The 24,913-nt window shown below is 67.1% G+C and carries 22 protein-coding genes and 1 pseudogene; 10 read left to right on the top strand and 13 right to left on the bottom strand.

The window, feature by feature from the left end; translation table 11 throughout:
- Positions 1-31 precede the first annotated feature (31 nt).
- The 6 genes from LPH33_RS23885 to LPH33_RS23860 all read right to left on the bottom strand — a co-directional run bounded on the left by LPH33_RS23885 (position 32) and on the right by LPH33_RS23860 (position 6,893).
- The gene (locus tag LPH33_RS23885) at positions 32-829 is read right to left on the bottom strand and encodes a 1,6-dihydroxycyclohexa-2,4-diene-1-carboxylate dehydrogenase (protein WP_016691752.1); all 798 of its coding nucleotides are present in this window, start codon (positions 827-829) and stop codon (positions 32-34) included.
- On the bottom strand, positions 826-2,445 hold the full coding sequence (gene benC, locus LPH33_RS23880; RefSeq protein ID WP_229566378.1) for a benzoate 1,2-dioxygenase electron transfer component BenC: 1,620 nt from the start codon (positions 2,443-2,445) through the stop codon (positions 826-828). Before benC ends, LPH33_RS23885 begins: the two co-directional genes overlap by 4 nt.
- Before the next feature lie 32 nt (positions 2,446-2,477).
- On the bottom strand, positions 2,478-2,981 hold the full coding sequence (gene benB / locus LPH33_RS23875; protein WP_060652629.1) for a benzoate 1,2-dioxygenase small subunit: 504 nt from the start codon (positions 2,979-2,981) through the stop codon (positions 2,478-2,480).
- A gap of 14 nt (positions 2,982-2,995) precedes the next feature.
- On the bottom strand, positions 2,996-4,369 hold the full coding sequence (gene benA / locus LPH33_RS23870; protein WP_229566377.1) for a benzoate 1,2-dioxygenase large subunit: 1,374 nt from the start codon (positions 4,367-4,369) through the stop codon (positions 2,996-2,998).
- Positions 4,370-4,686: 317 nt separating this feature from the next.
- Positions 4,687-5,679, bottom strand: coding sequence for a 2Fe-2S iron-sulfur cluster-binding protein (locus tag LPH33_RS23865; RefSeq protein ID WP_229566376.1), 993 nt, complete (start codon positions 5,677-5,679; stop codon positions 4,687-4,689).
- 2 nt (positions 5,680-5,681) lie between these two features.
- Positions 5,682-6,893, bottom strand: a complete 1,212-nt coding sequence (locus tag LPH33_RS23860) for a cytochrome P450 (RefSeq protein WP_229566374.1) — start codon at positions 6,891-6,893, stop codon at positions 5,682-5,684.
- 165 nt (positions 6,894-7,058) lie between these two features.
- On the opposite strand from LPH33_RS23860, the gene LPH33_RS23855 reads away from it, so the two are divergent.
- Positions 7,059-7,982, top strand: coding sequence for an AraC family transcriptional regulator (locus tag LPH33_RS23855; protein WP_229566373.1), 924 nt, complete (start codon positions 7,059-7,061; stop codon positions 7,980-7,982).
- Positions 7,983-8,090: 108 nt separating this feature from the next.
- Here the strand turns inward: LPH33_RS23855 and LPH33_RS23850 are convergent, their stop codons facing one another.
- The 3 genes from LPH33_RS23850 to LPH33_RS23840 form a co-directional block, all read right to left on the bottom strand.
- The gene (locus LPH33_RS23850; RefSeq protein ID WP_229566372.1) at positions 8,091-8,585 is read right to left on the bottom strand and encodes a hypothetical protein; all 495 of its coding nucleotides are present in this window, start codon (positions 8,583-8,585) and stop codon (positions 8,091-8,093) included.
- Positions 8,586-8,675: 90 nt separating this feature from the next.
- On the bottom strand, positions 8,676-10,289 hold the full coding sequence (locus LPH33_RS23845; protein ID WP_059382681.1) for a 4-hydroxyphenylacetate 3-hydroxylase family protein: 1,614 nt from the start codon (positions 10,287-10,289) through the stop codon (positions 8,676-8,678).
- Positions 10,290-10,357: 68 nt separating this feature from the next.
- Positions 10,358-10,924 carry a flavin reductase family protein gene (locus LPH33_RS23840; protein WP_059382682.1) on the bottom strand — a complete coding sequence of 189 codons (567 nt, stop codon included), beginning with the start codon at positions 10,922-10,924 and terminating at the stop codon, positions 10,358-10,360.
- Positions 10,925-11,178: 254 nt separating this feature from the next.
- Here LPH33_RS23840 and LPH33_RS23835 point away from each other — a divergent pair, with 254 nt between their 5' ends.
- Positions 11,179-12,099, top strand: a complete 921-nt coding sequence (locus LPH33_RS23835; protein WP_229568490.1) for an AraC family transcriptional regulator — start codon at positions 11,179-11,181, stop codon at positions 12,097-12,099.
- Positions 12,100-12,109: 10 nt separating this feature from the next.
- Here the strand turns inward: LPH33_RS23835 and LPH33_RS23830 are convergent, their stop codons facing one another.
- Positions 12,110-12,907, bottom strand: a complete 798-nt coding sequence (locus tag LPH33_RS23830) for an IclR family transcriptional regulator domain-containing protein (RefSeq protein ID WP_229566371.1) — start codon at positions 12,905-12,907, stop codon at positions 12,110-12,112.
- Positions 12,908-13,098: 191 nt separating this feature from the next.
- Here LPH33_RS23830 and catA point away from each other — a divergent pair, with 191 nt between their 5' ends.
- From catA to LPH33_RS23805, 5 genes are all read left to right on the top strand, one after another.
- On the top strand, positions 13,099-13,950 hold the full coding sequence (gene catA / locus LPH33_RS23825; RefSeq protein ID WP_060652636.1) for a catechol 1,2-dioxygenase: 852 nt from the start codon (positions 13,099-13,101) through the stop codon (positions 13,948-13,950).
- Positions 13,951-14,101: 151 nt separating this feature from the next.
- Positions 14,102-15,229: a muconate/chloromuconate family cycloisomerase gene (locus tag LPH33_RS23820; protein ID WP_229566370.1), complete on the top strand. Its 1,128-nt coding sequence runs from the start codon at positions 14,102-14,104 to the stop codon at positions 15,227-15,229.
- 38 nt (positions 15,230-15,267) lie between these two features.
- Complete coding sequence (gene catC, locus LPH33_RS23815; protein ID WP_006553167.1) at positions 15,268-15,549, top strand: muconolactone Delta-isomerase; 282 nt, start codon at positions 15,268-15,270, stop codon at positions 15,547-15,549.
- A gap of 34 nt (positions 15,550-15,583) precedes the next feature.
- Positions 15,584-16,720, top strand: coding sequence for an alkaline phosphatase family protein (locus LPH33_RS23810; protein WP_060652638.1), 1,137 nt, complete (start codon positions 15,584-15,586; stop codon positions 16,718-16,720).
- Positions 16,721-16,795: 75 nt separating this feature from the next.
- Positions 16,796-17,764: an alpha/beta hydrolase gene (locus tag LPH33_RS23805; RefSeq protein ID WP_059382689.1), complete on the top strand. Its 969-nt coding sequence runs from the start codon at positions 16,796-16,798 to the stop codon at positions 17,762-17,764.
- Positions 17,765-17,768: 4 nt separating this feature from the next.
- Here the strand turns inward: LPH33_RS23805 and ygiD are convergent, their stop codons facing one another.
- Positions 17,769-18,611: a 4,5-DOPA dioxygenase extradiol gene (gene ygiD / locus LPH33_RS23800; protein ID WP_229568488.1), complete on the bottom strand. Its 843-nt coding sequence runs from the start codon at positions 18,609-18,611 to the stop codon at positions 17,769-17,771.
- Between the two features lie 37 nt (positions 18,612-18,648).
- Positions 18,649-19,485, bottom strand: coding sequence for an alpha/beta hydrolase (locus tag LPH33_RS23795; RefSeq protein WP_229566369.1), 837 nt, complete (start codon positions 19,483-19,485; stop codon positions 18,649-18,651).
- Between the two features lie 129 nt (positions 19,486-19,614).
- On the opposite strand from LPH33_RS23795, the gene LPH33_RS23790 reads away from it, so the two are divergent.
- The 3 genes and pseudogenes from LPH33_RS23790 to LPH33_RS23780 all read left to right on the top strand — a co-directional run.
- Positions 19,615-20,361, top strand: coding sequence for an MBL fold metallo-hydrolase (locus tag LPH33_RS23790; protein WP_229566368.1), 747 nt, complete (start codon positions 19,615-19,617; stop codon positions 20,359-20,361).
- A gap of 205 nt (positions 20,362-20,566) precedes the next feature.
- A complete protein-coding gene (locus LPH33_RS23785; RefSeq protein ID WP_229566367.1) occupies positions 20,567-22,246 on the top strand; it encodes an ABC-F family ATP-binding cassette domain-containing protein in 1,680 nt (559 codons plus the stop codon).
- Positions 22,243-23,487, top strand: a pseudogene (locus LPH33_RS23780) (MFS transporter); the annotation flags it as partial. The gene LPH33_RS23785 and the pseudogene LPH33_RS23780, both read left to right, overlap by 4 nt.
- A gap of 41 nt (positions 23,488-23,528) precedes the next feature.
- On the opposite strand, the gene LPH33_RS23775 reads toward LPH33_RS23780, so the two are convergent.
- Positions 23,529-24,881 (bottom strand): MFS transporter, encoded by a 1,353-nt coding sequence (locus LPH33_RS23775; protein WP_229566366.1) that lies wholly within the window; start codon positions 24,879-24,881, stop codon positions 23,529-23,531.
- Between the last annotated feature and the right edge of the window lie 32 nt (positions 24,882-24,913).

The raw sequence follows: 24,913 nt of genomic DNA, 5'->3' as shown, positions 1-24,913 counted from the left end.
GGCGCCTCCGGTGAGGCCGAGCGAGGGGCGGTCAGCCCAGATCGCCGCCGGCGACGGGAAGAACCGTGCCGGTGATGTAGGAGGCCTCCTCGGAGGCCAGGAAACAGATCGCGGCGGCCTGCTCGTCGAGCGTGCCGTACCGCTTGAGCAGGGAAGAATCGACGGTCTGGTCCACGATCTGCTGGTACCAGGCCTTCTCCTGCTCGGACTGCGGCGAGGGACCGCGCGCGATCCGCCGCTCCGGGGCGACGGTGCCGCCCGGGGCGGTCGCCACCACGCGGACCCCGTAGGGGGCGAGTTCGAGGGCCAGCGACGCGGTGATCGCGTTGACCCCACCCTTCGCCGCCGAATACGGCACGCGGTTGACGCCGCGGGTCGCGACCGACGAGACGTTCACGATCGTGCCGGCGCGTCGTTCGATCAGATGGGGAGCGGCGGCGCGGCACGTCCACAGGGTGGGGAACAGCGACCGCCGGATCTCCTTCTCGATCTCCTCCGGCGCGTAGTGCTCGTACGGTTTGGCCCAGATCGTGCCACCGACGACGTTGATCAACACATCGATGCGACCGGTGGTGCGGACCGCGTGGGAGATCGCCTCCTCCGCGCCCTCGAAGGTCTCGAGATCCGCCGTCACCGAATGCGCCTTGCCGCCGGCCTCGCGCAGCTGCTCGGCCACCTCGTGGACGAGATCCGCGCGGTCGACGAGCACGACCTCACCGCCCTCGGCGGCGATGCGTGTCGCCACCGTGAGGCCGATGCCCTGCGCGGCGCCGGTGATCGTCAGACACCGGCCGTCGAACCGGCCCGGGAAGATCTTCGTCTCGGTCATGAGGAGGCACCTGCCGGGGCACCGCTGGCGATGGCGCGGCGCATCGTCTCCTTGGCGTGCTGGGAGTGGACGACGATCAGGTCGCGCGCGGCGGCCTTGTCGCCCTTCTCGAACGCCTCGACCAGCTGGAGGTGCTCGTCGACGATGTGCTCCTCGATCCACTGCGCGTCGCGCAGGACCTGCTTCATGAGGCGGGTGACCTCGAGCTTGTTGTAGGCCTCGAGCAGCACCGGGTTGGTGTAGCAGCGGAAGAGGAATTCGTGGAAGGCCGCATTGGTGTCGGTGAACGCTGCGGCGTCGGTGAAGTGGTCGCCTTCGACCGAGGCGCCGGACGCCTCGGCAAGGATGCGGAACTCGACGAGCTGCTCCGGCGTGAGCCGGCCGATCGTGAGTTCGACGACGCCGAGTTCGAGGGCCATGCGGGCGTCGAACTGCTCGTCCGATTCGGCGACGGGCGGATGCTCCTCGCCGATCTCGTAGTTGCCGGGCTCGGGGTTCTCGAGCACCACGGGACGACCGGTCTCGGCGGCAGCCTTCTCCGCTGCGGCCTTCTCGGCGTCGGTGGCAGCGGGTGCGGTGGCCCCACCCGGGGTTGCCGAGGTGTTGAACTTCTCGAAGTAGAAGTTCGTCGGCTCGATGCCGTTCTCGGACAGGTGGTTACGCACTGCCTCCACCATGGGCGGCGGACCGCACAGGTAGATGTCCACATCACCGTCGTTGAGATGCGATGGCTCGAACAGACCCGTCACGTATCCCTTGTTCGGGGCGGACGACGCCTCGTCGGCGACGCAGTAGTCGAACGTGAAGTTCGGCAGCCGCTTCGTGTACTCCTCGAGCGCGTCGAGTTCGACGAGATCGTGATCGAAGGTGACGCCGTAGATCAGGTGCACCGGCTGCTCCGAGCCGTCGGCCTCGATCTTCGACAGGATCGACAGCAGCGGCGCCAGGCCGGTACCGCCGGCGAGCAGCAGCGACGGGCGCTTGCGCTCGCGCAGGAAGAAGCTGCCGAACGGGCCGGTGAACTCGAGGGTGTCGCCGACCTGCGCGCGGTCGCGCAGGTACTCGGACATCAGACCGCCCTCGGTGATCTTCACCAGGAACGCGAGCGAATTCTCGTGCGGGCCGGTGCTGAACGAGTACGAGCGGGTCGCGGCCTTGCCGGTGCCGTCGTCGCTGCCGGGCACGCCGATGTTGACGTACTGACCGGGCAGGAACACCAGATCGTCACGGTTGTCGATCTCGACGGTGAACCCGACGACGCTCTCGGAGTAGCGGCGCAGATCCGTGATGGTCGCGCTGTACGAGGCGGCCGCGGTCTTCGCGACATCGGAGGTGCTCGCGATCTGCACCACCAGATCGGATTCCGGCATCATCTGGCACGGCAGGCAGTAACCCTGTTCGGCCTCTTCGTCGGTGAGGGCGTCCTCGATGTAGTCGCCGCCGTCGTAGCTGCCCGATTCGCAGAAGGCCTTGCAGGTTCCGCACGCGCCGTCACGGCAGTCGAGCGGAATGTTGATGCGTGCCTTGTACGAGGCGTCGGCGACGGTCTCGTTCGGGTTGACCTTGATGAAGCGGGTGACCCCGTCCTCGAAGCTCAATGCCACCTGGTAAGCCATGGCACGTGCCTCCTTTCGTGATCGGGGTGGAACTAGACGACGTAGACGTCGACGATGTGGTGGATGTAGTCGTTCTTCAGGACGATCTTCTTCTTCTTGATAACCGGCTGTGCGCCCGAGACGTCGAGGGTGAGGAAGGTGGTCCCGAAGTAGGTGTCGGTGGTGTTGTAGCGGAAGTACAACGAGAACCAGTTGTGTCGCAGGTCGATCTCGGTGCCGCGACGCTCGAGGATCTCGACGTTGGTGATGTTGTGCCCCGTGCGGGGTTCGGGCAGCGAGGTCGCCGACGAACGGTCGGTGCGGATGCGGAACACCCGGTCCTCGAGGCCACCGCGGTTCGGGTAGTAGATCAGCGAGATCTCGGTCTGCGGGTTCTCGGTGAGACCACCGTCGTCGTCCCAGGCCGGCATCCAGTACTCGGCGTCGGGGTGGTAGCACTCGAGCCACTGCTCGAACTCGCGGTCGTCGAGCAGCCGGGCCTCACGGTAGAGGAACTGTTCGATGTCGGTCTGCGTGAATTCGTGTACGGCAGTCATGATTCCGGTTCCTCTCAGAGCGCGGACGGGTCGGCGGCGGAGCTCTCGGTGGCGATGGCCTCGCGCATCGTTTCGAGCCAGTAGCCGTGCTGGATCGGGTACAGGCCTTCGTCCTCGGTCTTCACACCGCTCGACAGCACCTTCGTCATGCCGAGATCCTGTGCGACCTCGTCGGGTCCGTTGAGGATGTGGGTTGCACCGCGGCTCATGTCGTTCCAGGGCGCAGCCGATGCGAGGTAGGTCTTCTGGCAGGAGCGGAACTCCTCGAGATCGTCCGGGGTGGCCATGCCGGTCGCGTTGAAGAAGTCCTCGTACTGACGGATCCGGTTGGCGCGGGACTCGGCGCTCTCACCCTTCGGTGCGATGCAGTAGATCGTCACCTCGGTCTTGTCCACGGAGATCGGGCGGAAGTGCCGGATCTGCGAGGAGAACTGGTCCATGATGTACACGTTCGGGTACAGGCACAGGTTGCGCGACGCCCCGACCATGAACTCGGCCTTCTTCTCGCCGAACTCCTTCGCCAACTCGTCCTTGCGCGGGTACAGCGGACGGTCCTCGGGGTTGCCCCACCACATCCACAGCAGCAGGTGGCCGTGGTCGAACGAGTAGTAGCCGCCGCCCTGCTTGCCCCAGGTGCCGGCGTCCATCGCCTTGGTCTCGTTGCTGGACTCACCGGCGGTGCGACGCGCGGTGGTCGCCGCGTAGTTCCAGTGGGTGGCCGAGACGTGGTAGCCGTCGGCACCGTTCTCCGCCTGCAGCTTCCAGTTGCCGTCGTAGGTGTAGGTGGACGAACCGCGCAGCACCTCGAGGCCCTCGGGTGACTGGTCGACCAGCATGTCGATCATCTTCGTGGTGTCGCCGAGGTGATCCTCGAGCGACTTGACGTCGGGATTGAGGCTGCCGAACAGGAAACCGCGGTAGCTCTCGAAACGAGCGACCTTCCGCAGGTCGTGGCTGCCGTCGGTGTTGAACTGCTCGGGGTAGCCGGCGTCGCGGGGATCCTTGACCTTCAGCAGCTTTCCGTTGTTGCGGAACGTCCAGCCGTGGAAGGGGCACGTAAAGGTGGTGCGGTTGTCGGTCTTGCGACGGCACAGCATCGCGCCGCGGTGGCTGCACGCGTTGATCAGGCAGTGCAGCTCGCCTTCCTTGTCGCGGCTGATGACGACGGGCTGGCGGCCGATGTACGTGGTGAAGTAGTCACCGACGTTCGGGACCTGGCTCTCGTGGGCGAGGTACACCCAGTTGCCCTCGAAGATGTGCTTCATCTCGAGTTCGAAGATCTCCTCGTCGGTGAAGACGTCACGGCGGATCTGGTACCGCCCGGTGCTCGGGTCTTCGACGAGTGCGCCGTCGAGGCGAGTGCGCACGTGCTCCACGATGTCGGTCATGGGATCCTCCAGGTATCGGCTTCGTTCCCGGGACGGACGGGGCGGTGTCCGACGCGGCCGAGCCTGTACTGAAGATTCGTGGTGACCGGGTTCTTCCGGTCCGGCTCGACGCGATGTGTCCGGCGATATCTCCACGATGACAGCCTGTGGCTACGGTCACACCAGGCAAATGCCTAGGGATACCTAGGACCCCTGGGCGGAGGGCCGAAAGGCACTCGGAGTCCGGAGGCGGAAAGACCCCTCGACACGGCCGTACCGCTCGTGCGCATCGCGGTGCCGGAGCAACGCGGGCGCACGAGCGGTACGAGGAGACGTATTCAGCCGGCCGGGGTGAACCGTTCGCGCCGGATGCGTCGCGGCGACATGCGGCGACGCTTGAACGCCTTCACCGACGCCTCCACGAACGCGTCCGATCCGCAGATGTAGCCGGTGAACTCCTTCGCGGACGCGACGTCCTCGAGGAAGGCATCGGTGACGTAACCCTCGCGGTCTCCGCCGCTCTCCCTGCTCACACAGGTGGTGTAGCGGAAGCCGGGATGGCGGGTCTCCAGTTCGCGGAGGAAGTCGACGTCGTACAGGTCCGCGCAGGTACGGACCCCGTGGTAGAGCAGGATCTGCCGGTCGGGGACGAGGGAGAGCGCCTGCCGGACGATCGCCTCGAGCGGGGCGAGGCCCGTCCCACCGCCGAGCAGGACGATCGGGCCGGTGCCCTCCGGATCGAAGGTGAAGTCGCCGTACGGGCCGGTGACGGCGACTCGTTCACCCACCTCGATGCGCTCGAAGACCCATTCGCTCGCGACTCCACCGGGTTGCCGGCGGATGTGCAGTTCGAACTGCTTGGCCTCGGAGGGCGGATTCGCGAGCGAATACTGCCGGCGGATCTCGGTCCCGGGAACCGTCACCTCCACGTACTGCCCGGCCGAGAACTCGAGCGGTTCGTCGGCGGTGAGCAACACCTTGCGCGTGTCGGCAGCGATGTCGCGCACCTCGGCGACCGTGGCGACGACGTCGCGCAGCACATGCGTGCCGGCGGATTCCTCCGTTGCGGGGGTCTCGAAGACGACGTCGCCGCGCGGGGTGGCCTGGCACGCGAGGACGAATCCGGCCGCGAGTTCGTCGGCGGTGAGCGTCTCCTCCGGCGAGTTCCGATGCTCGAGTTCGCCGTCGAGGACCTTGATCTTGCAGGTGCCGCAGGTGCCCTGGTTGCAGGAGTTGGGCATCCAGTTGCCGTTGCGCAGGAACGCTTCCAGCACCGTCCGGCCGGGTTCGCAGGGAACGACGCCGGTGCCCGCGGTCAGTGTGTACGACATGGTCAGATCTCCCACCGGGCGTGCAGGGTCTTCGGGCCGCGGAAACCCCAGCCCCAGAACTCGACGTCCTCGGAGGTGTCCCGTTCGAGATTGGGGATGGTCTCGAGCAGTTCTTCGAGACCGATGCGGCTCACGTTGTTCGCGAAGTAGATTCCCGCGCAGGCATGCTTGCCGGCACCGAAGGCGAGGTGGGGGAGCGGCGGGCGGGTCAGGTCGTAGCGGCTGGGGGCGTCGAACACGTCGATGTCGTGGTTCGCCGACCCGTAGGACAGCATGACCACCGATCCTTCGCTGATCTCGATTCCCGACACGACGGTGTCGCGCTTGGCGATACGTGCGGTGCCGGACCAGATCGGGGAGGTCCAGCGCATCCCTTCGGCGATCGCGCGGGGGATGAGCCCCGGTTCGTCCACCACGGCCTCGAACTGTTCGGGGCGGGTGAACAGGCCGGCCAGGGTGGAACTCATCGCGTGTCCCGGTTCCTGCATGGCGCCGAGGAGGAAGACGTACAGCGTCGGGTAGATGTAGTCGCGATCCCGCGTCTGTCCTTCGGGCATCCCGTCGTGCAGCCAGTGCGAGATGGCGCTGTCGTCGGGATGCTCGATCCAGTGGTCGATCAGCGGATCGACGACGGAACGGATCTCCTCCTTGGCGCGGTCGCCCTCGTCGAAACGTTCCTGGTTCAGAAAGTTTCCGTCCTCGTCCATCGCTGCGTTGGTGAACGAATCCGACAGTTTGTGGAACCATTCGCGCAGTGTGTCCGAACTGACGTCCTTCAGTCCGAGGAGATCTCCGAGCGACCGCACACTCACCGGCTCGCAGAACTGGGCTACGAGATCGGCTTTGCCGTCGGCTTCGAACGCCTCGACGTAGCGTCGTGCGATCGGACGGACGAGATCCTCGATCCAGCGGTCCACCTCGGCGGGCTGGAGGGCGGGTTCGACCATCGACCGCAGGTCGCGGTGGATGTCGCCGTTGACGCCGATGATCGCGGGATGACCGAAGGTGCGGCCACCGGCGGGGGTGATGATGCCGTCGAAGTCGTCGCCGGCCGCGACCGCACGGCACGCCTCGGTCGTGGACGCCACGTAGGCGCCGAGGACGGGTACGAAGGCGATCGGAGCTTCGGCGCGCAAGCGCTCGTAGACCGGGTACGGATTGCGCTCGAGTTCTTCCATGGTGATCTCGTCGAGCCACGAAAGGGTGCTGGTCATCGGTGTACCTCCGGGTCGGGAGCCGTCCGGCGACGGCCGGACCGTTGTTGGCGTGGCCAGGACCATACGAGTCGGCCGACCGGCCGGTCGATGCACATTGCGCGGTCCCTGGACGGATCACGCGACTATGTGATCCAGGTCTCGGCAGCGGTTAGTCTCGAAGGCGTGAGTGTGCCCGAGATCGAGGACTGGGACGATGCCTCGCGCGTCGTGGCGGACGTGTACTTCCCTCACCGGCTGACGGACCTCGGAAAGGTGGATCGTCCTGAGCTCGAACTGGTCTCGGCCGATCTCGGAGGCGTCACGATCGGCCGGATGAGCTGGGGAGCAGATGTCGCGATCGAATGCGACTATCCCGGTGCCTACGAGGTGAACATTCCGCTGAGCGGGCGGCTCGAATCGCAGGGGCGCTCGGGCACCGTCGTCTCCGAACCCGGCTCGGCGACGGTCTTCCGCGCGGACACCCCGTCGCTCATCACACGGTGGGACGCCGAATGTTCGGTCCTCGGAATCAAGTTCGATCGAGATCATCTCGAACGCGAAGCGGACCGCATCCTCGGTGGTCCGTTGCGGTCGCGCCTCGAACTCCCCGACCGCCTCGATCTGCGGGGGTCGGCGCAGGAATGGCACCGCCTCGTGGCATCGCTGAGCGAGCAGCTCGCCGGGCCGACCCGGGTGCTCACGAATCCTCTCGTGTCGGCCCAGCTCGGCGGTGCGGTCACCACGGCCTTCGTCCTGGCGGTCGCGCCGGCCGACGAAGTGTCACCGGCACCCCGCCCGGGCATGGTCCGGCGGGTGTTGAACGCTCTGCAGGAGGATCCGGGTCGTGTCTGGACGGCAGCCGACATGGCGGAGATCGCCGGAACCAGTGTGCGCAGGTTGCAGGAGGCGTTCTCCGAGTACGTGGGCAGCAGTCCGTCCGCGTGTCTGCGCGACATCCGGCTCGATCGCGCCCACGCGGATCTCGCTGCTGGGGGAATCACGGTGGCAGATGTAGCTTTTCGGTGGGGTTTCAGCCATCCGGGACGTTTCGCCGCCGCCTTCCGGAAGCGGTACGGCGTCACCCCCACGGAAGTCCTGAGGGGTTGAGCGCGTGCGGACACGGACGCACGGAGGCGGGTGACGACTCGTGGTCGTCACCCGCTCGTGCGTCCTCCCCGGACGGCCCAGCCGAGCCCGAGGGATCGGCCGAATTGATCAGCCGAACCAGAGGATCGGTGTGGGCCGATCGAACGACAACTCGGGGAAGTCGTCGTCCGCGACCGGCGTCCGCAGCCGCCGCTCGACGTAGTCCAGACCGTTGCTGCGCATGTACTCGATGCAGGACACCGTGTACCCGACGGGGTCCGTGCGCGTACCGACGATGGGGCGGAACAGATTCGGGAAGCCGTGCACCGTCAGGGCATCGCGCTCGAGCGCAGCGCCGTCTCGGCCCTGCAGTGTGAGGCCGCCGTGCCCGTCGACGACGAACTTCGCCCGGCCGACGACGGTGCCGCCGATGAGGATCTCCCACCGATGGTCGATGTCGTCGTAGCGGACGGCGCTCGCGGTGCCGATCTCGTGGACCGCCAGCCGTAGTTCGTCGCGCAACCGGGCCGAGACCCGCTGGGAGGCGAAGGAGCGTCCGAGGACCACTGCGTCGAATTCCGGTGCAGGGGGATGGGACACGGAGGTCGAAGCGGTCGTGGTCATCTCGGACGCTCCTTCGCGGTGGGTGGATGTTGGGGGCCGCGCGCGGACGGGCAGGGGAACGGAGATCATCCGCCCGCGCGCGGGAGTCGGTTACTTGTAGAACGCGCTGACGTCGGAGTTGCCGATCATGTCGGGCACTGTCCAGCCGTCGAGGTCGTACTCGCTCATGAACTGTTCCGCGAAGCCCTTCATGGAGGCGACGTCACCGCGACCCTCGGCCGCGAAGAGGAGCTCGGCCTTGACGTTCTCGTGGTTGCCGGCGTAGTTCCGCTCGTAGAGTTCGTGGCGGCCACCGAACTCGGAGCCGATCGAATCCCACAGTGCCTTCATGACCTTCACGCGATCGACGGCCTGGATGCCGTCCGAGCCGCGGACGTACTTGTCGAGGTACGGGCGCACGTCGGGGTTCTTGAAGTCGGCGGCGGACGAGGGCAGGTAGATCAGGCCCGAGGCGACGTCCTGTTCGATGATCTCCTTGATGCGCGGGTAGCCCTGCATCGCGAACATGCGGTAGGTGAGGCCGTATTCGAGCTTGGGAATGACGGTGCCGTCGATCCACTGCTCGGGGTTGTTGACCATGGCGTCGGAGAGCGACCAGAACAGGTTGCGCCATCCGATGACCTCACCGACGCGGGTCTGCACGCCGCGGAATCCGCCGGCGCCGGTGGCGTCGAGGGCCTTCATGAGCAGACCGGCGATGAAATCGAGCTTGACCGCGAGTCGCGTGCAGCCCTGCAGCGTGAAGCGCTGGAGGAAGCCGGAACCACCGAGGAAGTTGTTGATCTTGTCGACGTCCCCGTACATGAAGACGTTCTCCCAGGGCACGAGGACCTTGTCGAAGATGAAGATCGCGTCGTTCTCGTCCAGTCGCGAGGACAGGGGGTAGTCGAACGGGGAGCCGGCGACGTTGGCGTTCTGCGAGTAGGAGGCGCGCGAGATCAGCTTGATGCCGGGTGCGTCCATCGGCACCGTGCAGATCAGCGCGAATTCCTTCTTCTTGATCGGCAGACCGTAGTGGGCGATGAAGTTGTAGTTGGTGATCGCCGAGCCGGTGGCGACGACCTTGGCGCCGGAGACGATGAGGCCGGCGTCGGTCTCCTTCTCGACCTTCATGAACACGTCGCCGACCTGGTCCGGCGGCAGCGAGCGGTCGACCGGCGGGTTGATGATCGCGTGGTTCCAGTACAGGACCTTCTCCTGCGACTCGCGGTACCAGCGCTTCGCGTTGTCCTGGAAGGGGGAGTAGAACTCGTCGTTCGCGCCGAGGGTGCCGAGGAAGGAGGCCTTGTAGTCGGGGCTGCGGCCCATCCAGCCGTAGGTCATGCGGGCCCAGGCGGCGATGGCGTCGCGGTCGGCGCGCAGGTCGTCGGCGGACTTCGGGGTGCGGAAGAACGGCATGGTCACGCCGCCGTTGCCCGTGTCGGTGGGGGTGGTGAGGGTGTTGACGTGCTCACCGGTGTGGAGGGCGTCGTAGAGGCGCGCCGTCATCCGGATGGAGTTGCGGAAGGCCGGATGGTTGGTGAAGTCCTTGACTCGCTCACCGTGCAGGTAGATCTCGCGGCCGTCGTCGATGGAGGCGATGTACTCGTCGCCGGTCATCGGGCGGGAGGCGAAGTTCTTCTGCTGGTTGGCCGGGTGGTCTGCGGCGACGTTGACCTTGGAGCGGTCGACGGTTTCCGTGGGCCGGGGCTCGGTGGTGGTCATGGAGTTTCTCCTTGTCCGGTGGGGATGAAGAGGGTTCGGGCGGGCTGTGTCTCGGGCGCGGACCGGGCTCAAACGTGAGCCGGGGCGAGTTCGAACGGCACGAAGCGGGTCTGGGAGTCGAACCATCCGCTGTGCGGGTCGTCCAGCGAGCCGTTCCACGCGGTGGACGTGCTCGGGGCGCCGAGATCGTGGAAAGTGCTGCGGTAGAACAGGAGCGGGTCTACCGTTTCGTCGAAGGTGGCGTCGACGATCTCGCCGATGTAGATGATGTGGTCGCCGCCGTCGTATTCGCGCCAGGGCGTGCACGACAGTGTCGCGGCGGTGCCGGCGAGGATCGGGGCGGTGGGGCCCTGCTCCCAGACCGGTTCGGGCGACTGGGGGCGTCCTGCGAAGTGCAGTGCGGTGTCGAGCTGGTTTGCGGCGAGGATGTTGACCGCGAACGGCGCGTCGGACAGGAACCGGCAGGCCTTGGAGGTGCGGGTCAGGGTGACCTGGCACAGGCGGGGTTCGAGCGAGACGGCGGTGAAGGCGGTGACGGTCGCGCCGTGGGGCTCTCCGTCGCTGTTCGCGCAGGTGATGACGGTGACGCCGCTGGCGAACTGTCCGAAGATGTTGCGGAGTGTGCGCTGATCCATGTCTGCGTCCTCCTGTCCGGTGCGGGTTGTGGTGGACTTCGATTCGATGTGACACAGACCATATGGACGTCGTGGAGCTTGTGCGATCCAGTGAGCGCGGTCACTATCCACCTAGCGCGGTGGGTGGGCCGAAGGGCCCTGTTTGCCTGGGACCGTGTTCCGCATCACACTGGATCGCACGCGCTCGAACCACACGGATGCGCAGGTCGGAGCGCCGACGACGAGTTGGAAACGAAGGTGAGGGGCCGATGGCAATGGAGCCGACTCCGGGGCCGGTCGATTGGGAAGAGGTGGAAGAGGTTGTCTCGAATGCCTATTTCGAGCACGAACTGACGCCGCTCGACGACGTCGCGCCCTCGCTCCGGCTCCGCACGCTGCCGCTCGGGCCGATCCGTCTCGCACGCATCGGCTGGGGAGCGGCGGTGTCGATCCGCAGCGAACATCCCGGGGCGTACGCGGTGAACATTCCGATCGCCGGTCGGATCGCCGCCGGCAACGGGTTGGTGTCGGAGGTCGGGCACGCCGCCGTCTTCCGTCCCGACACCGCAGCTCCGGAGCAGAAGTGGACGAACGACTGCGAGATCGTCGGGATCAAGCTCGAACGCGACTATCTGCAGCGCGAGATGTCGCGCATTCTCGCCCGTCCCGACCTGCAGCTCCCGAATCGGGTGGATCTGACGACGCAGGCGGGGCAGAGCTGGATGACGCTGTTGCGCTCGGTCGTGGAACAGCTCAAAGCGGACGAATCGCTCTGGCGGAATCCGCTTGTCGCGGAGCAGTTGTCGGGCGCTCTGACCACCTCGTTCATCCTCGCGGTCATGCCGGAGGACGCGGATCCGACCGGCGGTGCGCGTCCGCGCATCATCAAGCGTGTCCTCGACCGGTTGCACGAGGATCCCGCCTCGGCGTGGACCACCGCGGAGATGGCCGAGGTGGCCGGTGTCAGTGTGCGGCGCCTGCAGGAGGGCTTCCGCGAATATCTCGGGGTGTGCCCGCGCGACTACCTGCTCGACCTGCGTCTCGAGCGCATCCACGAGGAACTCGCGGTGGGCGATGCGGCGGAGCTGTCGGTCACCGATGTGGCTCTGAAGTGGGGTATCACCCATACCGGCCGGTTCGCGGCGGCCTACAAGCGCAAGTACGGGGTGGCACCGTCGGTCACGCTGCGTGGGTGATCGAGGGCCGTCAGTTGTGGCGGTAGCCGAGCTCGCTGCTGAGCCTTTCGGCGCAGTTCACGACCCTTTTCGCAGCGAGATCACGGAACGAGTCGAGGGTGTGCCGGCCGGTCGACGTCGAGCACGCGAGCACTCCCACGGCATAGCCGGAGGGGTCGAAGACGGGAGCGGCGATCGTGATGAGCCCTTCCTCGAGCTCGGCGGAGGTGATCGCGTAGCCGCGGTTGCGCACGTGGGCCAGTTCGGCGCGCAGATCGTCCGGGTTGTCGATCGTTGCGCTCGTGAGTCGCTCGAACTGCGTCCGGTCGAGTACGTGATCGACCAGTTCACGTGGTGACCAGGCCAGGAGTGCCCGGCCCATCGACGTGGCGTAGGCGGGGACGCGGGTGCCGACGGAGACGTTGATGCTCATGATCCGGCGGACCGGGACGCGTGCGGCGTAGACGACCTCGGTGCCGTCGAGCACGCCGAGCGACGCCGATTCGTTGGTGTGTTCGGCGATCTCGACCAGTTTCGGTAGCGCCGAGTCCACGAGGGCGTGGGAGGCGGTGTAGTGCTGACCGATGCTGAGCACGCGCGGAGTGAGCGACCACCGCGTCCCCTGCGAGGTGACGTACCCGAGCTTCTGCAGGGTCAGCAGGATACGTCGAACCGCAGGCCGGGACAGGTGGGTCTTGGTGGCGAGTTCGGCAAGGGTGGGATTGGGGTCCTTGTCGTCGAAGGCGTGCAATACCGCAAAACCGCGTTCGATGCTCTGGATGAAGTCCCGTTCGTTGCTAGGACCATTACCTAGGTCGATGCTCGGCATCCTGCCTCCTACCTGCGTACTTGTTGATACTGCCCGATCCGGTGTTGACAAGCTGTGTGACACCACGCACAGTATGTGTTGTACGCACTGCGATACACAAGTACGCACAGCGTACTGACCGGTGATCACCGCAGCCCCCGTGTCGCACCGGCCCCACACTTCCCGATAGTTCAGTCCCCACGAGGAGAGCCATGACCACCATGGAGAACCCCACCGCCCACGGGTCCGGCAACGCTGCGACCGACAAGTTCAAGTCCGAGCGGGTCACGTCCGACACCTCGGTCGAGCGCGCGTCGGCGATCTACCAGGACGTGATCGGGGCTTTTGCCGACATCATTCAGAAGCACCAGGTCACCTACGACGAGTACCGCGTGCTCAAGCAGTGGCTGATCGACGTGGGTGAGTACGGCGAGTGGCCGCTGTGGCTGGACGTCTTCGTCGAGCACGAGATCGAGAAGGTGCACTACAACCGCAAGGGCTTCTCCGGCACCAAGGGCTCCATCGAAGGCCCCTACTACGTGCCGAACAGCCCGAAGCTCCCGGCCAAGTGCACGATGCCGATGCGCGAGAAGGACAAGGTCGCCCCGCCGCTGGTCTTCAAGGGGCAGGTCACCGACCTCGAGGGCAACGGCCTGCCCGGCGCCACCGTCGAGCTGTGGCACGCCGACGAAGAGGGCTTCTACTCGCAGTTCGCCCCCGGCATCCCCGAGTGGAACCTGCGCGGCACCGTCGAGGTCGACGAGAACGGCAACTTCGAGATCACCACGCTCAAGCCGGCTCCCTACAAGATCCCGGCCGACGGACCGACCGGCTGGTTCATCAGCTCCTACGGCGGACACCCCTGGCGCCCGGCCCACCTGCACCTCATGGTGAAGGCTCCCGGCAAGCGTGCCATCACCACCCAGCTGTACTTCAAGGGCGGCGAATGGGTCGAGGACGACGTCGCCACGGCCGTCAAGCCCGAGCTCATCCTGGATCCGCAGCCCAACGCCGACGGCATCGACGAAGTGACCTACAACTTCGTGCTCGACCCCGAAGCGTGATCCGCACCGCGGAAACCGCCCGATCCGGCCCCCGCGCGCGAGTCGGTTCTGCGTAACGAATGCCGGTGCCCCACTGGGGTACCGGCATTCGTGCTGAATGCAGGGTCGACGTATTCCCCGTCACACCCCGATCCGATTGTGAGCAATTCCGATGTCCGACCCCGATCTGAAGATCGCCTCCGTCACCACGACGATCATCGACGTACCGCTGATCCGACCCCACAAGTTCGCCACCACCACCGCCGAAGCGCAGCCGATCCTGCTCGTCGCGGTGACCACCGAGGGCGGCGTCACCGGTTACGGTGAAGGCGTCGTGCCGGGCGGGCCGTGGTGGGGTGGCGAATCGGTCGAGACGATGCAGCAGATCGTCGATCGCTACATCGGGCCCTACATCATCGGACGCGGAGTCGACGAGATCAGCGGCGTGATGGTCGATATCGAGCGCATCGTCGCCAACGCGCGATTCGCGAAGGCCGCCGTCGACGTCGCGATGCACGACGCGTGGGGACGCGCGCTGGGTGTGCCGGTCGCGTCGCTGCTCGGCGGTGCCTTCCGGACCGGCGTCGACGTGCGGTGGGCGCTCGGCGCCGCGCCGCTCGAAGAGATCGTCGAGGAGGTCACCCACAAGCGTGAGCAGCGCCTGAACTACTCCTTCAAGCTCAAGATGGGTGCGCTCGACCCGGCAGTCGACACCGATCGTGTCGTCAAGATCGTCGAGGCGTTCGGCGGCGAGGTCGGATTCAGCATCGACGTCAACGCCCGCTGGGACCGCTTCACCGCGCTGCGCCACGTCCCGCAGCTCGTCGACGGTGGAGTCGAACTCATCGAACAGCCCACTCCCGCAGATCAACTCGACGTGCTCGCCGAGATCAACCGACGCGTCTCGGCGCCGGTGATGGCCGACGAGTCCGTGCAGACCCCGCACGACGCGTACGAGGTGGCCAAGCTGGGCGCCGCCGACGTCGTCGCGCTCAAGACCACCAAGTGCGGCGGACTGCAGCGCAGCAAGCAGGTCGTCGCCGTCGCGAAGGCGGCAGGCCTGCGCTGCCATGGTGCGACCTCCATCGAAGGTCCCATCGGGACCGCCGCGTCCGTCCACTTCGCGTGCGCCGAACCGGGGATCGATTACGGCACCGAACTGTTCGGTCCGCAGCTGTTCGCCGTCGAATTGCTGCAGAAGCCGCTCGACTACTCCGAGGGCCAGGTGCACCTGCCCGAGGGACCGGGACTCGGCGTCGACCTCGACATGGATGTCGTGAACAAGTACGCGCGCTCCTGATCCGCATTTTTCGTCAGAACAGAAGAAGGAGAAACATCATGGCACTGTTCCACGTTCGGATGGACGTCGACATCCCCCGTGATCTCGACCCCGACGTGCGCGCCGAGACCGTCGCCAAGGAGAAGGCCTACAGTCAGGATCTGCAGCGCCAGGGCAAGTGGCGTGAGATCTGGCGGATCGTCGGTCAGTACAGCAACATCTCGATCTTCGACGTCGAGTCGGCGGATGAGCTGCACGAGATCCTGTGGAACCTGCCGCTGTTCCCCTACATGAACATCGAGGTCATGCCGCTGACGAAGCACGGCTCCGATATCAAGTGACCCTCGGCGCCGGCGAGTAGCTCATACTCGGGTTATGAGCCTGCCGCTGCGCGACGTCTACGCCGAGCCGACCCTCGCCGACCTGATGCCGTCGGTGCTCTCGTCCGCGGGGGTCGCCGGTGAGACCAACCGACTCGATCTCACCCCCGTCGATCACACCGTCGTCCTGCTCGTCGACGGAATGGGGTGGGAACTGCTGCAGCGCAACGCGAAAGCAGCCCCGTATCTGACACAGGCACCGGGGAGCCCGATGCGTGCCGGCTTCCCGACGACCACGGCCGTCAGCCTCGCCTCCCTCGGGACGGGGTTGCCGTCCGGCCTCCACGGCATCACCGGTTACCAGTCGTACGTCGACGAGATCGAGGCCCCGGTCAACTGGCTCCGCTGGACCCTCGCCGGAACCGCGATCGACCAGCGCGACGATCTCGTCCCCGAGACCGTGCAGCCTCACCCGACGGTGTTCGAACGCGGCCGCGAGGCGGGCCTGACCGTCACCACCGTCGTGCCGAAGGCCTTCGAAGGGAGCGGCCTGACCCGGGCCGTGCTGCGCGGTGGCAACTTCGTCGGGGTCTCCGCGTACGGCGATCTGCTCGCCCAGGTCGTCGCCGCGGTGAGCGCCGGCGACCGCAGCCTCGTCTACTGCTACATCGGCGAGGTCGACACCCTCGGGCACGTCTACGGGCCGGAGTCCGCGGCGTGGCTCGCGCAGCTCACGGTGGTCGATCGTTTCGTCGAGCAACTCGCCGGCGCGCTGCCGGCCGGCACCCGCTTGCTCGTCACCGCCGATCACGGCATGGTCGACGCCTCGCGGGGTCGCCGCATCGACTTCGACCACACCCCGGGTCTCGGTGAGGACGTCACCGTCATCGCGGGGGAACCGCGGTGCCGTCACATCTACACCGACCACGTCGACCGGGTTCTCGAACGCTGGCGCAATGAACTCGGCGACCACGCGTGGGTCGGCACCCGCGACGACGCGTTCGCGGCGTGCCTGTTCGGATCCGATCCCGATCCGGCGTTGACCAAGCGGATCGGCGACATCGTGGCCGTCGGCCGTGGCGAATCGACGGTGATCCGCAGCGACGGCGAGCAGGTCATGTCGAACCTTCCCGGACAACACGGGGCGTTGACCGATGAGGAACTGCTCGTGCCGCTGCTGCAGATCGGGTGACACGATCGAGGTCCGGGGCCGCCGGGTGTCGAAACTCTCGATGCCCGAAACGTATCGGTCACATAGTGTGTGCACATGCGTACCGATGCGGTGACCTGGCACGACCGCAGCAGTAGGGTCGCGCTGATCCTCCTGTGGGTGGTCCGGATCCTCTTCAAGCCGATTCTGAGTCTCTGGCCGAGCAACGACTTCGGCATCGCCGTGCTCGGCCGGCTGTCGTGGGTGGTCGACAGGATCACGCCCACGCCGCGCGCCGTGCACGTCACGCAGACCGAACTCGGCGGAGTGCCCGGTGAGCGGATCATCTCCCCGAAGCCGGTCGACGACCCGCTCGACGACGCCACGATCCTCTACTTCCACGGCGGCGGCTTCATCTTCTGCGGCCCGTCCACCCACCGTCAGCTGTGCGTGCAGCTCGCGCTCGATTCCGGCGCCCCGGTGTACTCGATGGACTACCGGCAGGTGCCCGCGGTGCCGATCGCCGGTTCGGTGCAGGACGCGATGAACGCGTACACGGCTCTGCTCGAGGTGGCCGACGACCCGACCCGCATCGTCGTCGGCGGCGACTCGGCCGGCGGTTATCTCGCGGCGAAGGTCGCCGAACTCGCCGCGCGTCGCGGCATCCAGCGACCGGCCGCTGTGATCGGCTACTCGCCGCTGCTCAACCTCGACCTCGACAAGCACGACCCGAAGTACATGGCGAGAGACGCCTACCTGCCCATCAAGGCACTCGGGAAGATCAGTCCGCGCTGGTTCGCCGGGGAAGAGGCGATCGAGGGCGAGAGGAACCCCGTCGACGCCGATCCGGCGCTGTTCCCTCCGATGTTCATGTGCGCCGCCGAATACGAGCTGACCAGGCCGGACGTCGAGATCATGACCGAACGACTCGCGTCGGCGGGACGCACCGTGGAGACACATCTGTGGCGCGGGCAGATCCACGCGTGGCCGGTCCTGGCCCGCGCGATCCCCGAGGCCATGGAACTGATCGGGCTCAGCACCCGGTTCGCGCGACGCGCGATCGTCGCAGTGGACGACGCTGCCTGAGCGCTCACAGGTTGGTGTCGGGCGGTTCCGGGCTCTCGGGCAGTCCGGCGCCGTGGCCGTCCCCGTCGCGCGGCGGACAGTTCCCGCCGACGGCGTACGACGTCATCGACAGCGATCCGTACTCGACACCGTCGACGAGGGTCTCCGGTTGCTCCCCGGACTCGGCGGCCAGACCCGCGACGTACAGCAACGGCAGGAAATGATCGGGGGTCGGCACCGCGTGGCGGTAATCGGGGTGCTCACCCAGCGCCGCGGCATCACCGGGACGGTCGCGCAGGACGGCGAAGGCGTCCTCGTCGAACCGATGTGCCCAGTCGAACCCCGCGCCCGGGCGTCGCGGATCCATCGCGCCGAGGTTGTGGACCACGTTGCCGCTCGCGACGATCAACACCCCACGGTCGCGGAGTCCGGCGAGACGGGCCCCGAGATCGACGTGATAGTCGAGCGACTTGTAGGCGTTGAGGCTGAGCTGCACCACCGGGACATCCGCCTCCGGGAAGGCGTGGGTGAGCACCGACCAGGTGCCGTGGTCGATACCCCACGAGTCGACGTCGGCACCCACCCATGTCGGATGGACGAGGTCGGCGATCTCCTCCGCCAGTTCCGGAGCACCCGGCGCCGGATACTCGACGTCGAACAACTCCTGCGGGAACCCGAAGAAGTCGTGGATCGTGCGCGGTGACCGCATCGCGGTCACCGCGGTGGCATTGATGAACCAGTGGGCGGAGATCGCCAGGATCGCGCGGGGCGTCGGCACGGATCGTCCGAACGCCGCCCAGGCCTGCGTGTACCGATTCGATTCGAGCGCGTTGAGCGGACTGCCGTGGCCGACGAACGCGACCGGCATGCGTGACGACACGACCCCTCCTCCCGGTTGTCGAGCCTCAGTTGTCGAGTCGTGCCTTCAACCAGGCCGTCAGGTCGTCGAGCACGCGGTCCTTCTCCGGTTCGTTGAACACCTCGTGGTACAGCCCGTCGTACAACTTCAACGTCAGGTCCTTCGAACCCGCACGATCGGCGATGAGCTGCGCCCCGGCCGGATCGGCGAGAGCATCGGCGGTTCCGTGCATGACGAGCAACGGCAACGTCAGGTTCGGGAGACGCCGCTCGAGGCTTTGCTCGTTGAGCACCAGCACCCGCGCGAGCCCGGCGGGCACGAGACCGTGGTGCACGAGCGGATCGGCGTCGTACGCCGCGACCACTGCAGGATCGCGCGAGACCGCCTTGCTGTCGAGCTTCTGCACCGGCACACCCGGCAGGAAACGCCCGATCAGCTTGCCGATCTCCACGACCGGTTTCGGCGTGCCCGACGTGACGATCACCGCCGGCCCCGACAACACGAGCGCGTCGAGCCGGTCCTGATGATCGAGCGCGTAGGCCAGAGCGATCGCACCGCCCATCGAGTGACCGAGCATGAAGACCGGCAGGCCGGGATGCGCATGGGTCGCCAGATCGATCAGGCTGTCCAGGTCGTCGGTGAACTCGCGCATCTCCTGGGCGCGCACACGCTTGCCGCCCGACCGTCCGTGACCGCGGTGGTCGGGGGAGTACACGACGAGGCCGAGATCGGTGAGCCGCGCGACGACGTGGTCGTAGCGACGTGCGTGCTCACCCAGCCCGTGGCTGAGGATCAGCACGCCGGTAGGGGCCTCCGGCGACCACACGTCGTACACGATCGGGATCGCGCCGACGCCGGTGAACGACGATTCGGTGTGCTCCATGAGCGCCTCCTGCGGCCTCGTCGACAGCTGTTCCTCGCATCCTCGCACGACTACGGGTTCGGAGGCTTGTGTCCGGCCGGAGACGGGAGCACGCTCGAAAGAAGGGGGGTGCGACCGAGGAGACCTGTGATGGAAACCGAGATCACCGAGATCGCTCCGGATGTCTACCGCGTGTCCACATTTCTCGACGCGGCGAATCTGACGATGAACCAGTTCCTCGTGGACGGTGACGAGCCTCTGCTGTTCCATACCGGTTACCGCGCGCTGTTCCCATCGGTGTCGGAGGCGGTGGCACGGTTGATACCGCTGGATCGGTTGCGGTGGATCACCTTCGGACACGTCGAGGCCGACGAGTGCGGCTCGATGAACTCCTGGCTCGAGGTGGCGCCGGCAGCCGAGGTCGCCCACGGCGCGATGGGCTGTTTCGTCCAGGTCGCCGATCTTGCGGATCGTCCACCGCATCCTCTGCAGGACGGGGACGTCCTGGATACCGGGCGTCGTCGGGTGCGGCACATCGATACCCCGCACGTTCCGCACGGATGGGATGCGGGTCTGATGTTCGAGGAGACGACATCCACCCTGCTGTGCGGTGATCTGTTCACGGCGTTCGGCAGGTATTCGGCACGGACGACGAGCGAGATCGTCGGCCCCGCTCTGCAGGCGGAGGACCTGGGTCGTGCAACGTGCCTGACCCCCGAACTCGGACCCACCATCCGCGCACTTGCGGACCTGCACCCGAGCACTCTCGCGCCCATGCACGCCCCGGCCTACGACGGTGATTGCGCCGCGACCCTCGAGGAACTCGCTGCGGCCTACGAGGAACGGTTCGCCGCCGAGGCGGACATGCGCCGTGGCCGAGGGCCGAAATTCGATTGACGGTGGTCGGGCGCTCGGTACCCTGGAGATCATGATCCAGGCGCTCTACTTCCACTGACGACACCCCCTCCGCGACTCGGGACGTACTCCGAGGTCGCGGTTCGAGCCGTACCCGAATACGGCCGAGTGTCCGGCCGTTCGTCAGCGAGCGCATCCTCCCACCCGTGATCCCGGGACGAGTGTGCCTCCGCACGGAGGAAACCACATGACCATCAGCATCACCCTGCCCCGGCGCTCCCGCGCCCAACTCGGCGCCGTCGACGTCCACCTCGCGCGGGACGGCCATCCCGTCCTGCGCGGCGTCGACCTCGCGGTCACGCCGGGGTCCCGGCTCGGCGTCGTCGGAGAGAACGGCCGCGGCAAATCCACGCTGCTGCACGTCCTTGCCGGTCGCCTCGAACCGGACTCGGGGACGGTGCGCCGGTTCGGTTCGTTCGGTATCGCCGAGCAGGAGATGACCGTCGCGCAGGGGCGCACCGTCGGTGATCTCGTCGATATCGAGCTGGCGCACGTCCGCGCCGTGCTGCGGGCGCTCGACGAGAGCACCGCAGCGCTCGCCGACGAGCGTCCGGGCGCCGCCGACGCGTACGCCGACGCCCTCGAGATCGCCGAGCAACTCGACGCGTGGGACGCCGACCGTCGCGTCGACACCGCCCTCGAAGCGCTCGGTGCCGTCACCGACCGTTCGCGACCGCTGGCGGAGATGTCGGTCGGGCAGCGCTACCGCGTGCGCCTGGCCGCACTGCTCGGCGCCGAACACGATTTCCTGTTGCTCGACGAGCCGACCAACCATCTCGACGCGTCGGGGCTCGACTATCTCACCGAACGCCTGCAGCAGACCCGCAGCGGCGTGGTCCTCGTCAGCCACGACCGCGCCCTGCTGACCGACGTCGCCACGTCGATTCTCGACCTGAACCCGAGTCGCGACGGACGTCCGCGCCTGTACGGCGGGGGATACGCCGGCTTCCGGACGGGACGCGAGGCCGAATACGCCCGCTGGGTCAGCGAATACGCCCGCGAGCAGGCCGAGCGGGCCCGGTTGGAGTCAAATCTCGAATCCGCTCAGGATCGGCTCGTCACCGGCTGGCGACCGGAGAAGGGCACCGGCAAGCATCAACGAGCCACCCGTGCGCCGGCGCTCGTCCAGTCGGTGCACCGTCGTCAGGAAGCGCTGGACGATCATGCGGTGGCGGTACCGGTACCGCCGCTCCAGTTCTCGATGCCGGCGCTCGGCGCGGAGGCCGACGGGATCGACCCGGACACACCCTTGGTGCGCGTCGAGGACGTCATGGTGCGCGGCCGGCTCGACCGTCCGGTCAGCCTGGCCGTCCTCGCCGGTTCGCGGCTCGTCATCACCGGACCCAACGGCGCCGGCAAGTCGACGCTGCTTGCAGTACTGGCCGGCGAGGTCGAACCGACGGCGGGAACCCGCGAGAGTGATCCCGTCGTGCGGATCGGGCGGCTCGCCCAGGAGTCGCCGGCACCGTCGGCGGCGCGGGTGCAGCAGGTCTACGACGCGCACGTCGGCGAACTGATCGTCGCCGGCCTCGTCCCCGACCAGGGAGCCGTCGATCTCGACGAACTCGGACTGTTCACCGAACGCGACCTCGGCAAGCGGGTGCGTGACCTGTCGATGGGACAGCAGCGACGCCTCGACCTGGCGATGGTGCTCGCCGCGCGACCGCATGTGCTGCTGCTCGACGAGCCCACCAACCACCTGTCGATCACGCTGGTGGACGAGTTGACCGACGCCCTGGGCGCGACCGACGCCGCGGTCGCCGTGGCCACCCACGACCGCCAGATGCGACGCGACATCGCCCACTGGCCGCACCTGGCGTTGGGGCTCGCCCCGAAGGAATGCACCCGGAAAGGACCGAAGCCATGAACGTTCGGGTGCGCGCGTTGGCACCCCTGCGGCACCGCGACTACCGCCTGCTGATCGGCGCCGTCGCGGCGGAGTTGTTCGCGGCCGGGATGTGGACGGTCGTGATGGTCTTCCAGGTGATCGCCATCCGCGACACCCCGACCGCCCTGTCGATGGTCGCGGCGTGCCTGAGCGCCGGCCTGCTCGCGTTCGCGCTCGTGGGCGGGATCGCGGCCGACCGGTTGCCGAAACGGGCCGTGCTGGTCGCGGTACAAGCGGTGAACCTCGTAACCGTTTCTCTCGTGACCGCGCTGGCGTTCTCCGACGCGATCGCGCTCTGGCACATGGCGGTTGCGTCGGCGGTGCTGGGTGCGGGTACGGCGTTCTTCTTCCCCACCTACACCGCGCTGGTGCCGAACGTGCTGCCCGCGGAGGAACTTCTCGCCGCGAACGGGCTGGAAGGAGCACTGCGGCCGACCCTCCAGCAGGGCGCCGGACCGGCCGTCGCCGGAATGGTGGTCGGGGCGTTCATTCCTGCGACGGGCGCGTTCGTCGTCGCCGCCTTCCACGCGTGTGCGCTCGTCCTGTTGTTGTGCGTGCGCGTCCCCCGAGAACCGGCGGAAGAGACGGAGTCCCACGAGAAGACGAGTGTGCTCGCCGATCTGAAGGAAGGTATCTCCTTCACGATCACCACACCGTGGCTGCTGTGGACCCTGATCGCCGCGTGCGTCATGACCTTCGTCGTCATGGGGCCGGTCGAGGTGTTGCTGCCGTTCATCACCCGCGAGTTGTTCGACAACGGGGAGCAGCGGTTCGGCACGATCCTCGCGGCGTTCGGTGTGGGCGGAGCCCTGGGCTCGTTGGCGGTGTCGTCGCGACCTCTGCCGCGTCGCTACCTGACCGTCATGCTGATGTGCTGGGGTGTAGGGACTCTGCCGTTGGCCGTCTTCGCCTTCACGACGTCGTTCACGGTCATGATCGTCGCGACGTTCGTCATCGGATTCGCCGACGCCGCGGGCATGGTCCTGTGGGGGACCCTGCTGCAGAGGCGCGTGCCGCTCGGCATGATCGGCCGGGTGGCGAGCCTGGACTTCTTCGTCTCGCTCGCCCTCATGCCGGTGTCGATCGCGGTGACGGGACCGTTGTCCACGGTGGTGCCGCGGTGGGTGTTGTTCACGGTGGCCGGCGTGGCACCGCTGGTGCTGATGCTGATCGCTCTCGTCGCCGGCCGGATGTTCGCGGATGAGATCGCGAACCCCCTGGACACCGGCAACGAGCGCGTCGACATCGTGGTGGAATCAGCTCAGCGTGCCGGGTCGGTGGAGACGGCGGCAGGCACCGGCTCGGACGAGGCGTCCGCCGAGCGTGCCGGGCGCAGCGCGAACAGTGCCACCGCGGCGAGCACGACCACGCCGGCCACTCCGAAGTAGAGCTGTTCGGGCGTCCATCCCGCATCGAGGAGCACACCGGCCGCGGTCGGTGCGAGGATGGCACCCGCTCGGCCGATACCGATGGCGGAACCGACACCGGTGGCCCGCACCTGCGGTCCGTAGAGGGACGGCGCGAGGGTGTACAGGCCGGCGATGCACCCGTTGATGAGTCCGCCGATCAGGATGCCGAGCGCGAACGCCAGCGTCAGGGTCGAGATCGACATGATGAAGACGGTCATGGTCGCGGCGGCGGCGATGGTGAAGGTGAGCAGGACCGATCGGGTGGCCCAGCGGCTGGCGAACACTCCGAAGAGCACCGAACCGACGGTGCCGCCGAGGGTGAGCATCATGCCCGCCGTGGCGCTCTGGTCCTTCGTGAGACCGGCGGTCTCGAGCAGCGACGGCGTCCACGAGTTGACGAAGTAGAAGCCGAACATGGTGGCGAAGAAGGCCGCCCAGAGCAGGACTGTCGAGCGGGTGTTGCTTCCGGAGAACAGGTCCGAGATCCGTCCTGCCCGCGTCGCCGCCTTGTCACCGGAGCGGGTGAGCTCGGAGACGGGGTTCTGGCCGATGCGTCGCGCGATGGTGTTGATCCGGTCGAGATCGCCTGTGCGTCCCCGGCTGGTGAGGAAGTCCAGGGATTCGGGCAGCAGGACGACGAGGAGGGCGAGCACCAGACCGGTGAGGCCGGCACCGGTGACGAAGACTGCACGCCAACCGTATTCGCTCTGCAGACCGACGGCGGCCATACCGCCGATCGTGGCACCCACACCGTATCCGGCGGTGTAGATGCTGATCGCCAGACCACGCCAGCGGGCCGACGAGTATTCGCTCGCGATGACGGTGGTGCAGGCAAGGACGCCGCCGATGCCGAGTCCGGTGAGGACCCGCCAGATACCGAGTTCCCACGCCGATCCGGCGCTCGCGGACAGCCCCATCCCGGCGGTGGCGAGCGCGACCGACATGAGGATCAGAGGCCGTCGGCCGATCCGGTCGGCCATCGGAGCGAGAGCGAGAGCACCGACAGCCATGCCGATCAGACCCGCGCTGAGCAGCACGCCGAGTTCCGATCCGCCGAGGCCGAAGTCGCTGCCGATGCTCTTGGCGGTGAACGCCAGGGCCATGACGTCGAACCCGTCGAGGATGTTCAGCACGACGCACAGGGCGACGACCATCCATTGGTAGGGATGCATCGGCGAGGCGTCGATGCGTGCGCGAAGATCCATCGTGTTTCCTCGTGGTGTGAAATGCGCGGTGG

Origin of the sequence: Rhodococcus sp. RDE2 (genome assembly GCF_020885655.1) — a bacterium.
In the GTDB taxonomy this organism is placed as follows: domain Bacteria; phylum Actinomycetota; class Actinomycetes; order Mycobacteriales; family Mycobacteriaceae; genus Rhodococcus; species Rhodococcus pyridinivorans.
The sequence above is the reverse complement of the archived record's forward strand: the minus strand, read 5'-3'. Positions and strand labels throughout refer to the sequence as shown.

What these genes read in the sequence shown, in the direction of transcription:
- LPH33_RS23885 (WP_016691752.1), bottom strand. Translation starts at nt 829, where the DNA reads ATGACCGAGACGAAGATCTTCCCGGGCCGGTTCGACGGCCGGTGTCTG.
- benC (WP_229566378.1), bottom strand. Translation starts at nt 2,445, where the DNA reads ATGGCTTACCAGGTGGCATTGAGCTTCGAGGACGGGGTCACCCGCTTC.
- benB (WP_060652629.1), bottom strand. Translation starts at nt 2,981, where the DNA reads ATGACTGCCGTACACGAATTCACGCAGACCGACATCGAACAGTTCCTC.
- benA (WP_229566377.1), bottom strand. Translation starts at nt 4,369, where the DNA reads ATGACCGACATCGTGGAGCACGTGCGCACTCGCCTCGACGGCGCACTC.
- LPH33_RS23865 (WP_229566376.1), bottom strand. Translation starts at nt 5,679, where the DNA reads ATGTCGTACACACTGACCGCGGGCACCGGCGTCGTTCCCTGCGAACCC.
- LPH33_RS23860 (WP_229566374.1), bottom strand. Translation starts at nt 6,893, where the DNA reads ATGACCAGCACCCTTTCGTGGCTCGACGAGATCACCATGGAAGAACTC.
- LPH33_RS23850 (WP_229566372.1), bottom strand. Translation starts at nt 8,585, where the DNA reads ATGACCACGACCGCTTCGACCTCCGTGTCCCATCCCCCTGCACCGGAA.
- LPH33_RS23845 (WP_059382681.1), bottom strand. Translation starts at nt 10,289, where the DNA reads ATGACCACCACCGAGCCCCGGCCCACGGAAACCGTCGACCGCTCCAAG.
- LPH33_RS23840 (WP_059382682.1), bottom strand. Translation starts at nt 10,924, where the DNA reads ATGGATCAGCGCACACTCCGCAACATCTTCGGACAGTTCGCCAGCGGC.
- LPH33_RS23835 (WP_229568490.1), top strand. Translation starts at nt 11,179, where the DNA reads ATGGAGCCGACTCCGGGGCCGGTCGATTGGGAAGAGGTGGAAGAGGTT.
- LPH33_RS23830 (WP_229566371.1), bottom strand. Translation starts at nt 12,907, where the DNA reads ATGCCGAGCATCGACCTAGGTAATGGTCCTAGCAACGAACGGGACTTC.
- catA (WP_060652636.1), top strand. Translation starts at nt 13,099, where the DNA reads ATGACCACCATGGAGAACCCCACCGCCCACGGGTCCGGCAACGCTGCG.
- LPH33_RS23820 (WP_229566370.1), top strand. Translation starts at nt 14,102, where the DNA reads ATGTCCGACCCCGATCTGAAGATCGCCTCCGTCACCACGACGATCATC.
- catC (WP_006553167.1), top strand. Translation starts at nt 15,268, where the DNA reads ATGGCACTGTTCCACGTTCGGATGGACGTCGACATCCCCCGTGATCTC.
- LPH33_RS23810 (WP_060652638.1), top strand. Translation starts at nt 15,584, where the DNA reads ATGAGCCTGCCGCTGCGCGACGTCTACGCCGAGCCGACCCTCGCCGAC.
- LPH33_RS23805 (WP_059382689.1), top strand. Translation starts at nt 16,796, where the DNA reads ATGCGTACCGATGCGGTGACCTGGCACGACCGCAGCAGTAGGGTCGCG.
- ygiD (WP_229568488.1), bottom strand. Translation starts at nt 18,611, where the DNA reads ATGCCGGTCGCGTTCGTCGGCCACGGCAGTCCGCTCAACGCGCTCGAA.
- LPH33_RS23795 (WP_229566369.1), bottom strand. Translation starts at nt 19,485, where the DNA reads ATGGAGCACACCGAATCGTCGTTCACCGGCGTCGGCGCGATCCCGATC.
- LPH33_RS23790 (WP_229566368.1), top strand. Translation starts at nt 19,615, where the DNA reads ATGGAAACCGAGATCACCGAGATCGCTCCGGATGTCTACCGCGTGTCC.
- LPH33_RS23785 (WP_229566367.1), top strand. Translation starts at nt 20,567, where the DNA reads ATGACCATCAGCATCACCCTGCCCCGGCGCTCCCGCGCCCAACTCGGC.
- LPH33_RS23775 (WP_229566366.1), bottom strand. Translation starts at nt 24,881, where the DNA reads ATGGATCTTCGCGCACGCATCGACGCCTCGCCGATGCATCCCTACCAA.